The organism is Simplicispira sp. 125, from assembly GCF_003096555.1.
Taxonomy (GTDB): Bacteria; Pseudomonadota; Gammaproteobacteria; order Burkholderiales; family Burkholderiaceae_C; genus Simplicispira.
Genome location: NZ_QEKM01000001.1, coordinates 698239 through 710890 on the forward strand (window position 1 = coordinate 698239; position 12652 = coordinate 710890).

12 protein-coding genes are annotated in these 12652 nt (G+C 63.9%); 11 read left to right on the forward strand and 1 reads right to left on the reverse strand.

The window, feature by feature from the left end:
- Positions 1 to 15 precede the first annotated feature (15 nt).
- The 8 genes from C8D04_RS03220 to arsB all read left to right on the forward strand — a co-directional run bounded on the left by C8D04_RS03220 (position 16) and on the right by arsB (position 8666).
- Complete coding sequence (locus C8D04_RS03220; protein WP_116003570.1) at positions 16 to 1557, forward strand: RNB domain-containing ribonuclease; 1542 nt, start codon at positions 16 to 18, stop codon at positions 1555 to 1557.
- A 149-nt stretch (positions 1558 to 1706) separates the two neighbouring features.
- Positions 1707 to 2930: an MFS transporter gene (locus tag C8D04_RS03225; protein WP_233521095.1), complete on the forward strand. Its 1224-nt coding sequence runs from the start codon at positions 1707 to 1709 to the stop codon at positions 2928 to 2930.
- 21 nt (positions 2931 to 2951) lie between these two features.
- Positions 2952 to 4424 carry an RNB domain-containing ribonuclease gene (locus C8D04_RS03230; protein WP_116003572.1) on the forward strand — a complete coding sequence of 491 codons (1473 nt, stop codon included), beginning with the start codon at positions 2952 to 2954 and terminating at the stop codon, positions 4422 to 4424.
- 146 nt (positions 4425 to 4570) lie between these two features.
- Entirely contained in the window at positions 4571 to 4909 is a 339-nt protein-coding gene (locus C8D04_RS03235; protein WP_116003573.1) for a helix-turn-helix transcriptional regulator, read from the forward strand.
- 55 nt (positions 4910 to 4964) lie between these two features.
- Positions 4965 to 5465 carry an arsenate reductase ArsC gene (locus C8D04_RS03240; RefSeq protein ID WP_116003574.1) on the forward strand — a complete coding sequence of 167 codons (501 nt, stop codon included), beginning with the start codon at positions 4965 to 4967 and terminating at the stop codon, positions 5463 to 5465.
- Positions 5466 to 5481: 16 nt separating this feature from the next.
- The gene (gene arsD, locus C8D04_RS03245) at positions 5482 to 5844 is read left to right on the forward strand and encodes an arsenite efflux transporter metallochaperone ArsD (protein WP_116003575.1); all 363 of its coding nucleotides are present in this window, start codon (positions 5482 to 5484) and stop codon (positions 5842 to 5844) included.
- Positions 5845 to 5857: 13 nt separating this feature from the next.
- Positions 5858 to 7642, forward strand: coding sequence for an arsenical pump-driving ATPase (gene arsA, locus C8D04_RS03250; protein WP_116003576.1), 1785 nt, complete (start codon positions 5858 to 5860; stop codon positions 7640 to 7642).
- 1 nt (position 7643) lies between these two features.
- Positions 7644 to 8666, forward strand: coding sequence for an ACR3 family arsenite efflux transporter (gene arsB, locus C8D04_RS03255; protein ID WP_116003577.1), 1023 nt, complete (start codon positions 7644 to 7646; stop codon positions 8664 to 8666).
- 67 nt (positions 8667 to 8733) lie between these two features.
- Here arsB and C8D04_RS03260 read toward each other — a convergent pair whose 3' ends face one another.
- Positions 8734 to 9591 carry a universal stress protein gene (locus tag C8D04_RS03260; protein WP_116003578.1) on the reverse strand — a complete coding sequence of 286 codons (858 nt, stop codon included), beginning with the start codon at positions 9589 to 9591 and terminating at the stop codon, positions 8734 to 8736.
- Positions 9592 to 9830: 239 nt separating this feature from the next.
- Here C8D04_RS03260 and C8D04_RS03265 point away from each other — a divergent pair, with 239 nt between their 5' ends.
- From C8D04_RS03265 to nusA, 3 genes are all read left to right on the forward strand, one after another.
- Complete coding sequence (locus tag C8D04_RS03265; protein ID WP_116003579.1) at positions 9831 to 10214, forward strand: thioredoxin family protein; 384 nt, start codon at positions 9831 to 9833, stop codon at positions 10212 to 10214.
- Positions 10215 to 10497: 283 nt separating this feature from the next.
- Positions 10498 to 11076 (forward strand): ribosome maturation factor RimP, encoded by a 579-nt coding sequence (rimP, locus tag C8D04_RS03270; protein ID WP_116003580.1) that lies wholly within the window; start codon positions 10498 to 10500, stop codon positions 11074 to 11076.
- Between the two features lie 86 nt (positions 11077 to 11162).
- Positions 11163 to 12647: a transcription termination factor NusA gene (nusA, locus tag C8D04_RS03275; protein WP_116003581.1), complete on the forward strand. Its 1485-nt coding sequence runs from the start codon at positions 11163 to 11165 to the stop codon at positions 12645 to 12647.
- The last annotated feature ends 5 nt before the right edge of the window (positions 12648 to 12652 follow it).

Below are 12652 nucleotides of genomic sequence, written 5' to 3' on the forward strand. Positions count from 1 at the left end.
TTTTACTATCGCGGCATGAGTGATACCCCCAACGACCCAACTGCCGCCCTCGCATCCACCGCCACCATTGCCCGCCGCAGCGATCTGGTGCGGCTTGCCGTGGTGGCCATGCAGGCACATGGACTGGCCCCTGAGTTCTCTGCCGACGCACTGGCCGAAATGGCGGCCATTGCCGGTCCGTCGCAGGAGTCGGGCGCCGGTATCGAGGACATGCGCGCGCTGCTGTGGTGCTCGATTGACGACGATGATTCGCAGGACATCGACCAGTTGAGCGTCTGCCACGAAGCAAAAGACGGCTGGCGCGTGCTGGTCGCCATTGCCGATGTCGATGCGCTGGTGCACAAAGACTCGGCCATCGACCTGCATGCGCAGGTCAACACTGCTTCGGTCTATACCGCAGCGCGCGTGTTTCCCATGCTGCCCGAGCGGCTCTCCACCGACCTGACCTCGCTGGGTGCGCACAAGGATCGCCTGGCCATCGTCACAGAAATGGTGGTGGACGCGCAGGGGCAGGTGAGCAGTTTCAGAATCTGCCGTGCCCAGGTGCGCAACCAGGCCAAGCTGGCCTACGACTCGCTCGCGGCCTGGCTGGACGGCAATGGCGAGCTGCCCGCTGCCGCCCGCGCAGTACCCGGTATGGATGCGCAGCTGCGAGGTCAGGACGCTGCCGCCCAGGCGCTGCGCAAACGCCGCACCGCACACGGTGCGCTGCAGTTCGAAACTTTTGAGGCGCGCGCCCAGGTGCAAGGCGAGCAGGTGGTCGCCATCCTCCAGCGTGCGCACAACCGCGCGCGCCAGCTGATCGAAGAATTCATGGTGGCGACCAACATTTGCACCGCGCAGTTTCTGGAGAAACACGGTGGCCTGGCCATGCGCCGCGTGGTGCGCTCGCCCGAGCGCTGGAGCCGCGTGGTCGAGGTGGCCAAAAAATTGGGCGACACATTGCCCGCCGAGCCCGACGCGAAAGCACTGGAAGCCTTTCTGGAGCGCCGCCGCGAGGCCGACCCGCTGCGCTTTCCCGACCTGTCGCTCACCATCGTGCAGTTGATGGGCGCGGGCGAATACGTGGTTGAAGATGCCCAGCCTGGCGCCCCGGTGGACCATTCGAAAACCGTGGCGGTCGAAGACTATGGCCATTTTGGCCTGGCGATTCGGGACTACGCACACTCGACCGCGCCCAACCGCCGCTACCCCGATCTCATCAGCCACCGGCTGGTCAAGGCCGTGCTGGCGAGCCTGCATTCGCCCTACAGCGTGCCTGAGCTGCAGGCCCTGGCCGAGCACTGCAACCGCCAGGAAAGCGCTGCCAAAAAAGTGGAACGAAGCCTGCGCAAATCCGAGGCTGCGCTGTTCTTGCAAGACAAGAGGGGTGCCGAGTTCGACGCCATCGTCACCGGCAAAAACAACCGGGGCACTTGGGTGCGCACGCTTGTGCCACCGGTTGAGGGAAAGCTGATGAATGCCGGGCCCGAGGTCGACGTGGGCGAGAAGCTGCGCGTCAAGCTGATCAGCACCGATGTGGCCCAGGGATTTATCGACTTTGCGCCCAGCCCGTGAGGCATTGAGCGTCACACTCAGCATGCTGACAGCTTGAATGAAAAGTGGCTCTAACGCTTTCTGGATAAGCGGGAGCAGCTATGATTTAAAGAGTTTCCTTGCCCATGGCGCCTGCGCGCTGCCCGAGCCACACAAACCCAGATCGCGCTATGCCATCCCTTCCATCCAACGATCAGGCTGCCCCGCAGCCCCATCCAGGTAAGCGCATGCCCCAGGTGCACCCCGATGTGCTCAAACTCGGCCTGGTGAGTTTTCTCACCGACCTGAGCTCGGAGATGATTTTCTCGGTGTTCGCCGTGTTCTTCACCACGGTCGCCGGGGCGTCGAGTGCGCTGCTGGGGCTCATCGAAGGGCTGGCCGATTTCTCTGCCTCGTCGCTCAACTACCTTGCTGGATGGTTGTCGGACCGCACTGGCCAGCGCAAATGGTTCGCGACCGCAGGCTATGGGTTTTCGGCGCTGGCCAAGATGATTTTGCTGGTGTCCTCGTCCATCACCGGGCTGGCCGCGTTCCGCGTCATCGAGCGCCTGGGCAAAGGCTTTCGCGGGCCACCGCGCGATGCCTGGCTGGTGTCGGTGGCCGGTGAGTCCTCGCGCGGTTTTGCGCTGGGGGTCCACAAGGCGCTGGACAAATCGGGCGCCGTATTCGGCCCCCTGGTGGCCTACGGTTTGTTGAAGTGGCTGGGCGAATCGGCCAGCACCTACAGTGTGCTGTTCCTGGTGGCTGTCGTGCCTGCGGTGCTGGGCGTTGTGGTGCTTACGCTGATCCACAACCCGCCGGGCCAGCCCCACCCGCGCGAGAGCCTGCATGAGAACTGGCAGCAACTCAGCCCCGGTTTCAAGCGCTTTCTGCTGCCCGCCGGTGTGTTTGCGTTGGCCTACTTCAGCCTGGGTTTCTTTTTGCTGCGCGCGCACGGCGTGGGCTTTAGCCTGACGGATGTGGTGCTGCTTTACGCCCTGTTCAACACCACCTGCGTGGTGGCCGCGCCGCTGGTGGGCCACCTGGGCGACCGGGTGGGGCGCAGCCGCATCGTGTTGCTGGGCTACGCCGTGTACGCCGGCCTGAACCTGTGGATGGTGTTTGCCAGCACGCGCTGGGAGATGGTGGCCGTGTTCTGTCTTTATGGCGTGTTCTATGCGATTGAAGAGTCGCAGAGCAAGGCCTTCATTGCCGACATCGAGCCCGAGCGCCGCGCTACGGCCATGGGGGCTTACAACTTCGTCACCGGGACTTTGTACCTGCCGGCCTCGCTGGTGGCAGGGGCGCTGTGGACGGTGTCTCCTAGCCTTGCCTTTGGCTTGGCCACCGCGTTGGCGTTGGCGGCCATGGTGATTTTTGTGCGCGTGCGGCCTGCCGCGCATCCCATGCGCTGACGACTGCCCTACAGTGACACCATGAGCCATCCACAAACCTTCCGCCGCAGCGATCTGGTCCGCATTGCCACCGAGGCCATGAAAGAGCGCGGCCTGGAGCCTGAGTTTCCCGCAGGCGCGCTGCGCGAGCTGGCAGCGCTCACCGGCCCGGGCGTGGACACCAGTCCCACCATCCGCGACCTGACCGCGCTGCCCTGGTGCTCCATCGACAACGACGACTCGCTCGACCTGGACCAGCTCACCGCCTGCGGGGCCATGGGCGGCGGCGCGGTGAAGATTTTTGTCGCCGTGGCCGATGTGGACGCGCTGGTGAAGAAGAACTCCGCGATTGACCTGCATGCGCGCACCAACACCACCTCGGTCTACACCTCGGCGCGGATATTCCCCATGCTGCCCGAGCGTCTCTCCACGGATCTGACGTCCCTCAATGACGGGCAGGAACGCCTAGCGATCGTCACCGAGATGGTGGTCGATAAGGATGGCGTGGTGACGCACAGCACCGTGCACCGCGCCCGCGTGCGCAACCAGGCGAAACTGGCCTACGACGCGGTCGCCGCATGGATAGAAGGCGAGGGTGATTTGCCTGAGGCAGCGCGCGCCGTGCCAGACATGGACGAACAACTGCGTACGCAGGACGCCGTGGCCCAGCGCATGCGCGTGCGCCGACGTGACCAGGGTTCGCTGGAACTGGAAACCTTCCAGCCGCGCGCCGTGTTCGAGGGCGAGCGCGTTGTGGGCATCGCCCAGCAGGTGCAAAACCGTGCGCGCCAACTGATCGAAGAATTCATGATCGCCACCAACACCTGCACGGCGCAGTTCCTGGCGCAACACGGCGGCAGTGCCCTGCGCCGGGTGGTGCGCTCGCCCGAGCGCTGGCTGCGCATCGTCGAAGTGGCCAGCAAATACGGCGAATCCTTGCCCAAAACGCCCGATTCACGCGCGTTGGAGGGCTTTCTGGCACGCCAGCGCAAGGCCGATCCGCTGCGCTTTCCCGATCTGTCGCTGGTCATCATCAAGCTGATGGGCTCGGGCGAATACGTGGTCGAGCACCCGCACGGCGAGCCCATCGGCCACTTTGGTCTGGCGGTGCGCGACTACACCCATTCCACCGCGCCCAACCGCCGCTACCCCGATCTGGTCAGTCTGCGCATGGTCAAAGCGCTGCTGCAAAGCGAGCGCTCGCCCTACGGCGCGGCGGAGCTGGAGCTTCTGGCCGAGCACTGCACGCAGCAGGAAGACGCCGCACAAAAGGTGGAGCGCAGCGTGCGCAAGTCCGAAGCGGCGCTGTACCTGCAGGGCCTGGTGGGCAGAAAATTTGACGCCGTCGTCACCGGCGTCACCGACCGCGCCATGTGGGTACGCATCTTTTCCCCGCCCGCCGAAGGCATGCTGGTGGGCGGCGGCACCCACCTGGACGTGGGTCACAAACTCCGCGTCAAGCTGGTGGACACCAATGTGGAGCGCGGGTTCATCGACTTCGAGCAGGTGCAGTGAGGCGTGGCTGAGAATCAAGAGAAATCGGGTTCTAGCGCATAGCAGGAAAGCGTTGGTAGCTATTCAATAGATAGCTTTTGAGGCGTGATAGATGGTATTTTTGGATTGTCATTGCAATTATTCAATTATTGTTGAATAATTAATGAATGGACAAAACCACCGCCACCACTGTCTTTGAATCGCTGGCATCGGGCGTCCGCCTGGATGTCTTCCGCCTGCTCGTCAAGCAAGGCCCGGAAGGCCTGGTGGCCGGCGAGATTGCGGCCACGCTGGGGGTGCCAGCCACCAATTTGTCGTTCCACCTGAAGGCGTTGACGCAGGCCGGCCTGCTGAGCGCCACGCAAGAAGGGCGCTACCAGCGCTACCGCGCCAACATCGCCCTGATGGTCGAACTGATTGCTTACCTGACCGACGAATGCTGCGCCGGCCACCCCGAGGCCTGCCTGCCGGCCGGCGCCATGGCCGCCTGCACCAACTGCCCCTGACGCGTGCAAAACGCAGCTCCTTTTCACTCCACCATCCTTCTGATCGGCCCACCCCATGCGCAATGTCCTGTTTCTCTGCACCCACAACTCTGCCCGCAGCATCCTGGCCGAGGCGCTGCTCAACCACCTGGACGCCCAAGCGCCCACGCAGCACTGGCGGGCATGGTCGGCTGGCAGCAGCCCCCGGCCCGGGCAGCAGCCCCACCCGTTGGCGTTGGAGACGCTGCAAAACGCCGGCATTTCCACCGATGGCCTGCGCAGCAAGAGCTGGGATGAATTCGCCGCCCCCGGCGCGCCGCACATGGATTTGATCGTGACCGTATGCGACGGCGCGGCGGGCGAGGTGTGCCCGATCTGGCCGGGCCACCCGGCCAGCGCGCATTGGGGCTATGCCGACCCGTCGGCGGGCGATGCGCCGGATGCCGTCAAACGCGAGGCCTTCCGCCAGACGCTGCACGCTATCAAACGCCGCCTGGAGTTGCTGCTGAGCCTGCCGCCCGAAAAGCTGGAAAAAAACCTGTTGCAGGACACCGCGCGCGGCCTGTCTTGCCACTGAAAATTAGGAGTTCACCATGAGTGCCATCCAGATTTTTGACCCGGCCCTGTGCTGCAGCAGCGGCGTGTGCGGCACCGAGGTGGACCAGAACCTCGTCAATGCGTCGGCCGACGTGGATTGGGCGCGTCAGAACGGCGCGCAGATCGAGCGCTTCAACCTCGCGCAGCAACCCCTGGCGTTTGCCGAGAACCCCTTGGTGAAAGGCTTTCTGCAGCGCTCCGGCCAGGAAGCCCTGCCGCTCACGCTGGTGGCAGGCGAAGTGGCGCTGGCCGGCCGCTACCCCAGCCGCAGCGATCTGGCGCGCTGGGCCGGCATTGCGCTACCTGCCACCGAGTCGCCGTCCGCGGGCAATTACTGCTCGGGCGGCGCCTGCTGCTGAGCCGAAAGACCCTATGAAATTTCTCGACAACGCCCCGCGTTTTCTCTTTTTCACCGGCAAAGGTGGCGTCGGCAAGACCTCGCTGGCGTGCGCCACGGCCATGCAACTGGCCGCGCAGGGTCAGCGCGTGCTGCTGGTCAGCACCGACCCGGCGTCGAACGTGGGCCAGGTGTTTGGCGTCGCCATAGGCAACCAGGTCACGGCAGTCCCGGAGGTGCCGCGCCTGTGGGCGCTGGAGATCGACCCCCAGGCTGCCGCGCAGGGCTACCGCGACCGCATCGTCGGGCCGGTACGCGGCGTGCTGCCGGACGACGTGGTCAAGGGCATTGAAGAGCAGCTCTCGGGCGCCTGCACCACCGAGATTGCCGCGTTTGACGAATTCACCGCGCTGCTGACCGACGACAGCCTGGACGCGCGCTACGAGCACATCATTTTTGACACCGCGCCCACCGGCCACACCATCCGCCTGCTGCAATTGCCGGGGGCCTGGAGCGGTTTTCTGGAGTCTGGCAAGGGCGATGCCTCATGCCTCGGCCCACTGGCCGGGCTGGAAAAGCAGCGCAGCCAATACCAGGCGGCTGTGGCGGCACTGGCCGACGGCACGCGCACCCGGCTGGTGCTGGTGGCCCGAGCGCAGCAGTCCACGCTGCGCGAGGCCGCGCGCACGCACGGTGAACTGCACGCCATCGGTTTGGGTCAGCAGTACCTGGTGGTCAATGGCGTGTTTCCGCCCGGCGAAGCGGCGCAAGACCCGCTGGCCGCTGCCATCTGCCGGCGCGAGCAGGCCGTGCTCGCCGCCATGCCGCCCGCCTTGCAGGCGCTGCCCACCGATCTCGTGGCGCTCAAGCCCTTCAACCTGGTGGGGCGCGAGGCCTTGCGCCAGTTGCTGGTGGAAACGGCGGTGGCGCCAGTGCCTGGCGATGCCGGTGCGCAACCCGACATCGACCTGCCGCGCCTGGCCGCGCTGGTGGACGGCATCGCCGCCGACGGCCACGGCCTGGTGATGCTGATGGGCAAGGGCGGCGTCGGCAAGACCACGCTGGCCGCCGCCGTCGCGGTGGAACTCGCGCACCGGGGCTTTGCGGTGCATTTGTCCACATCCGACCCGGCGGCCAACCTGGAGCAAACGCTGGGCGGCGCGCTGGAGAACCTCACCGTGAGCCGCATCGACCCGCACGAAGTGACCGAGCGCTACCGCCAGCAGGTGCTGGCAGCCAAGGGTGCCAAGCTTGATGCCGCAGGGCGCGCACTGCTTGAAGAAGACCTGCGCTCGCCGTGCACGGAAGAAATCGCCGTCTTTCAGGCCTTCTCGCGCACCATCCGCGAAGCGGGCAAGAAATTTGTCGTGATGGACACGGCCCCCACCGGCCACACGCTGCTGCTGCTGGACGCCACGGGCGCCTATCACCGCGACATCGTGCGCCAGATGGGCAGCACGGGCGTGCACTTCACCACGCCGATGATGCAGCTCCAGGACCCCAAGCAGACCAAGGTGGTTCTGGTCACGCTGGCCGAGACCACGCCCGTGCTGGAAGCCGCCAACCTGCAGAACGACCTGCGCCGCGCCGGCATCGAGCCCTGGGCCTGGGTCATCAACAACAGCGTGGCGGCTGCTCGGGTCACCTCGCCGCTGCTGCGTCAGCGCGCCCGCAACGAACTGCGCGAGATCGATGCCGTGACCACGCAGCACGCCACGCGCTGGGCCATCGTGCCGCTGCTGAGCGAGGAGCCGGTGGGCATTGCGCGCCTGCTGGAGCTTGCCGGGTCTCAATTTCAAGCACAAGCGGCTGGAGTCTGAAATGGGTCTTTTTGAACGCTACCTGACGGTGTGGGTCGGCTTGGGAATATTGGCCGGCGTGGGCCTGGGGCTGCTGGCTCCGGGCGCCTTCCAGGCCATTGCCGCCCTGGAACTCGCCCACGTGAACCTGGTGGTGGCCGTCTTCATCTGGGTGATGATTTACCCCATGATGATCCAGATCGACTGGAGCGCCGTGAAGGACGTGGGCCAGAAGCCGCGCGGCCTGTTGCTGACGCTGGTGGTCAACTGGCTCATCAAGCCCTTCACCATGGCGGCGCTGGGCGTGCTGTTCTTCCGCTACGTGTTTGCGCCCTGGGTGGACCCGCAATCGGCCAGCGAATACATCGCCGGCATGATTTTGCTGGGCGTGGCGCCGTGCACGGCCATGGTGTTCGTCTGGAGCCAACTCGTGAAGGGCGACGCCAACTACACGCTGGTGCAGGTGTCCGTCAACGACCTCATCATGGTGGTCGCCTTTGCGCCCATTGCTGCTTTTCTGCTCGGCGTGACGGATGTGACGGTGCCCTGGCAGACATTGGTGCTCTCCACCGTGCTCTACGTGGTGCTGCCGCTGGCGGCGGGCATGGCCACGCGGGCGCTCCTGCAACGGCGCTCGGCGCATGCCGTGGGCGACTTCGTCGCGCGCCTCAAGCCCTGGTCGATCGCCGGGCTGATTGCCACTGTGGTGCTGCTGTTTGGTTTTCAGGCGGGCACCATCGTCGCGCAGCCGCTGGTGATTGCGCTGATTGCCGTGCCGCTCATCGTGCAGAGTTACGGCATTTTTGCGATTACGTGGTGGGGCGCGCGCTGGCTCCGTCTGCCGCACGAGGTGGCTGGGCCGGCGTGTTTGATCGGCACCTCGAACTTCTTCGAGCTGGCCGTGGCCGTGGCGATTTCGCTGTTTGGTTTGCACTCGGGCGCGGCGCTGGCCACGGTGGTTGGGGTGCTGGTGGAAGTGCCGGTGATGCTCTCGCTGGTGGCACTGGTCAACCGGGCGGGGCGCAGAGTTGCGGTGCCTGTCTAGGAAAAATTGTAAGCAAAAATAGCTCTAGCACTTACTGGATAAGCGCAAGCAGCTATCAAAAACAGAGTTATCGCAAAATCAATACAGGCACTTGCGACAACCGCAGCAGCGTGGTTGTGGTGCTACCCACAATCAAGTGGCGAATGCGCGAATGGCCATAAGCGCCCATGACCAGCAGGGCTGCGCCCTGGCTGGCGAGCAGATCGGGCAGTGCTTGCTCGGGTTCGCCGGGCAGCAATTGCGTTTGCACTGCGAACCCGGCTGCGCGCAGTTGTTCGGCTGCAGCAGCAAGTTGCTCCTGCGCCTGCGCAGTGTCTGCGCCTACCATGGCGACGAGCGCAGGTAGGCCCTTGAGCAGCGGGCTGCGCGCCACCATTTCTACCGTTGTGTTGGCTGTGGTGCTGCCGTCATAGGCCACCACAAACCGTTCGGGTGCACTGAATTGCCCGGTGGTTGCCACCAGCACCGGTCGCCGCACGGCCCGTATCACGCGCTCGACATGGTGGTCGAGGTGGATGCGGGCACGCGAGCTGGCTCGGTAATGCGCACCCAGCACGAACAGCCGGGCGTCGGGTTCGAACTCCAGCACCGTGTCGACCAGCTCGCCATGGCGCAAGCGCGCGTCCAGTTGCTGGACCCCGGCTGCAGCGGCATGCTCGCGGGCTTTGGCCAGCATCTGTTCGCCTGCCTCCTGGGCTACTTTGCCGCGTTGTTCGTCCAGGGCGCTCAGTTGCTGCAACAGCACCTCTTGCGCCCCCAGGCCAATGGCGCCGCTGTAGTCACCCACATGGGGCATCTGGGGCGGGCGCTCCAGTACGTGCAGCAATTCCAGCGGTACTTGCAGCCGCAAGGCCGACCAGGCGGCCCAGTCGACCACCGCAGTGGTGGTGTCCAGGCCGTCAATGCAGGCGTAAACCTTGTTCATGGAAGTTCTCCTTGGTGCATGTGTTGTGTGCGCTGATGGCTGTTATGTCTCTGAAATGTGGGTGGCCTAGCTTCCAAGCGTACCCGGTGTACCACTTCACGCAAAGCCCAAACGCCCACGGGCGTCTCGGACAAAGCGAGAACTGCCTGGCTCAGGTGGGGCAGCTGCGCGCGTGATTCTCGCGGGCGATCCGGGTGTGGGTACCATCGGTGCCAGTCCAACCCGAAGGAGTAGTGTTGATGGAAAGCCCGGCTGCGACGCCCGCCCCCGCCCCTTTGGCTTCGGCCAGCCCATGGTGGGTGGTGTGCCTGTGCGCGCAATGGTGTGGCACTTGCCGCGACTACCGCGCCTTGTTCGATCGCCTGGCCCATGAGCATCCCTCTGCACGCTTTGTCTGGATCGATATTGAGGATGAGGCCGATGTGGCCGGTGATCTGGATGTGGAAACCTTCCCCACCTTGCTGATTGCCGACGGCCAGACCGCGCGCTTTCTCGGGCCCTTGCTACCCCAGGCGGCCGTGCTGGCGAGGCTGCTGGAGAGCCTGCAGGCCGGTTCTGGGAGCTTGCAAGCAGACGCCCAAGCCCAGGCGGTGTTTGAGCGCGTGCTTGCAGCCCATGGCTGACAGTGCGCACTGTGAACTATTATTTTGATAGCTGCAGGCGATTGATGGTAAAGCGCGCAGCCCGGTTTTTGTCATAAATTAAAGCGCCCGCAGCGGGTGGCGTGCAGGACGATCAAAAGAGTGAGTGCCGCTTTGCAAATCAAGGCGTTACAGGCTACAATACGCCCCTCACGACCAAACGGGCGGGTACCAACCGCCCGTTTTTTTTGGCCGTTTGCTTTTGGAGCTCGAGGCCTCAGGGGGTTATCGGGTTTTTTGTTTTTCCGGGACTGAATCAAACAACGTGGCACTGCAGCAAATCGTCGAGCAAATTGTCGCTGGCCTGGGCTATGACCTGGTCGAGATCGAGCGTTGCCCGGGTGGCTTGCTGCGCATCACTATTGATCTGCCATGGGCGGCGCCTGCGGAGGGTGAGGAGCCTTTGCCAGAACAGTTCATCACCGTGGAAGACTGCGAAAAGGTCACGCGCCAGCTGCAGTTTGCACTGGAGGTGGATGCGGTGGAGTACGCGCGGCTGGAGGTGTCCTCGCCCGGTATTGATCGGCCTTTGCGCCATGAGCAGGATTTTCAGCGCTTTGCAGGATCGGTGATCGACATTGCGCTCAAGGCGCCCATGGGGGCGGCAGCAGCAGGGCAGGTCAGTCCCCTGCGCAAGAAATTTCGCGGCACGCTTTCGCGTGCCGAGGCGGGTGGCTGGCAAATCATCTGGAGTGATGAGCCGCCGATCAAGCCGGGCCAGAAGGTCAGCGCAAAGCGCGCGCCAGCCCCGTTGCAGGTACTGGGTTTTACGCTGGACGAGTTGCGCGATGCGCGGCTGGCGCCCATTGTCGATTTCAAGGGTCGGGGGGCGAAACCTGGGTGAATTCCGGGTTGCGTCGCTGGATGGATGGTTGCCGGGACTGCCGCAGAGCGGAGATTCCGGGGTGATAGAAACAGGAGAGTCGTTGCATGAATCGCGAATTGTTGATGTTGGTTGAAGCCATTTCGCGCGAGAAGAGTGTCGAGCGCGATGTGGTTCTGGGTGCCGTTGAGGCCGCCCTGGCCCAGGCGACGAAAAAACTGTACTCAGGCGAAGTCGATATCCGCGTTGCGGTGGACCGTGACAGCGGCAACTACGAAACCTTCCGTCGCTGGCTGGTGGTGCCTGATGATGCGGGTCTGCAGAACCCGGAAGCCGAAGAAATGCTCATGGACGCCCGCGAGCGCGTACCAGATGTCGAGGTGGGTGAGTACATCGAAGAAGGCATTGAATCGGTGCCCATCGGGCGCATTGGCGCCATGGCGGCCAAGCAGGTCATTCTGCAAAAAATTCGCGATGCCGAACGCGAGATGCTGCTCAACGACTTCATGTCGCGCGGCGAAAAGATTTTCACCGGCACCGTCAAACGCATGGACAAGGGCGACCTGATCGTTGAATCCGGCCGTGTCGAAGGCCGTCTGCGCCGCAGCGAAATGATTCCGAAGGAAAACCTGCGCAGCGGCGACCGTGTGCGCGCCATGATCATGGAGGTGGATCTGACGCTGCGCGGCGCACCCATCATCCTTTCGCGCTCGGCGCCCGAGTTCATGGTGGAATTGTTCCGCCATGAAGTCCCCGAAATCGAGCAAGGTCTGCTGGAAATCAAGAGCTGCGCCCGCGATCCCGGCAGCCGCGCCAAAATTGCGGTTCTGTCGCATGACCGCCGCGTAGACCCCATCGGCACCTGTGTCGGTGTGCGCGGCACCCGTGTTAACGCAGTGACCAACGAGTTGGCTGGCGAGCGTGTGGACATTGTGTTGTGGTCTGAAGACCCGGCGCAGTTTGTGATTGGCGCGCTGGCCCCGGCCAACGTGCAGTCCATCGTGGTGGACGAAGAAAAACACGCCATGGACGTGGTGGTGGACGAAGAAAACCTCGCCATCGCCATCGGCCGCGGCGGCCAGAACGTGCGCCTGGCATCCGACCTCACCGGTTGGAAAATCAACATCATGGACGCCGCCGAGTCGGCCCAGAAGCAGGCTGACGAGACCGATACGGCCCGCCGTCTGTTCATGGAAAAGCTCGATGTGGACCAGGAAATTGCCGACATTCTCATCGAAGAAGGTTTCAACAGCCTGGAAGAAGTGGCCTATGTGCCCTTGCAGGAAATGCTGGAGATCGAGAGTTTTGACGAGGAAACCGTCAATGAACTGCGCGCTCGTGCCAAGGATGTGCTGCTGACGATGGAAATCGCCCGCGAAGACAGCGTGGAGAACGTTTCCCAGGATCTGCGTGACCTGGAGGGCGTGACCCCGGAATTGGTCGCCAAACTCGCCGAAGGCGGCGTACATACACGTGACGATCTGGCCGATTTGGCCATTGATGAACTGACCGAACTGACCGGACAGTCTGAAGAAGAAGCCAAGGCCTTGATCATGAAGGCGCGCGAACACTGGTTCGCGGGGCAAGAGTAAAGGTC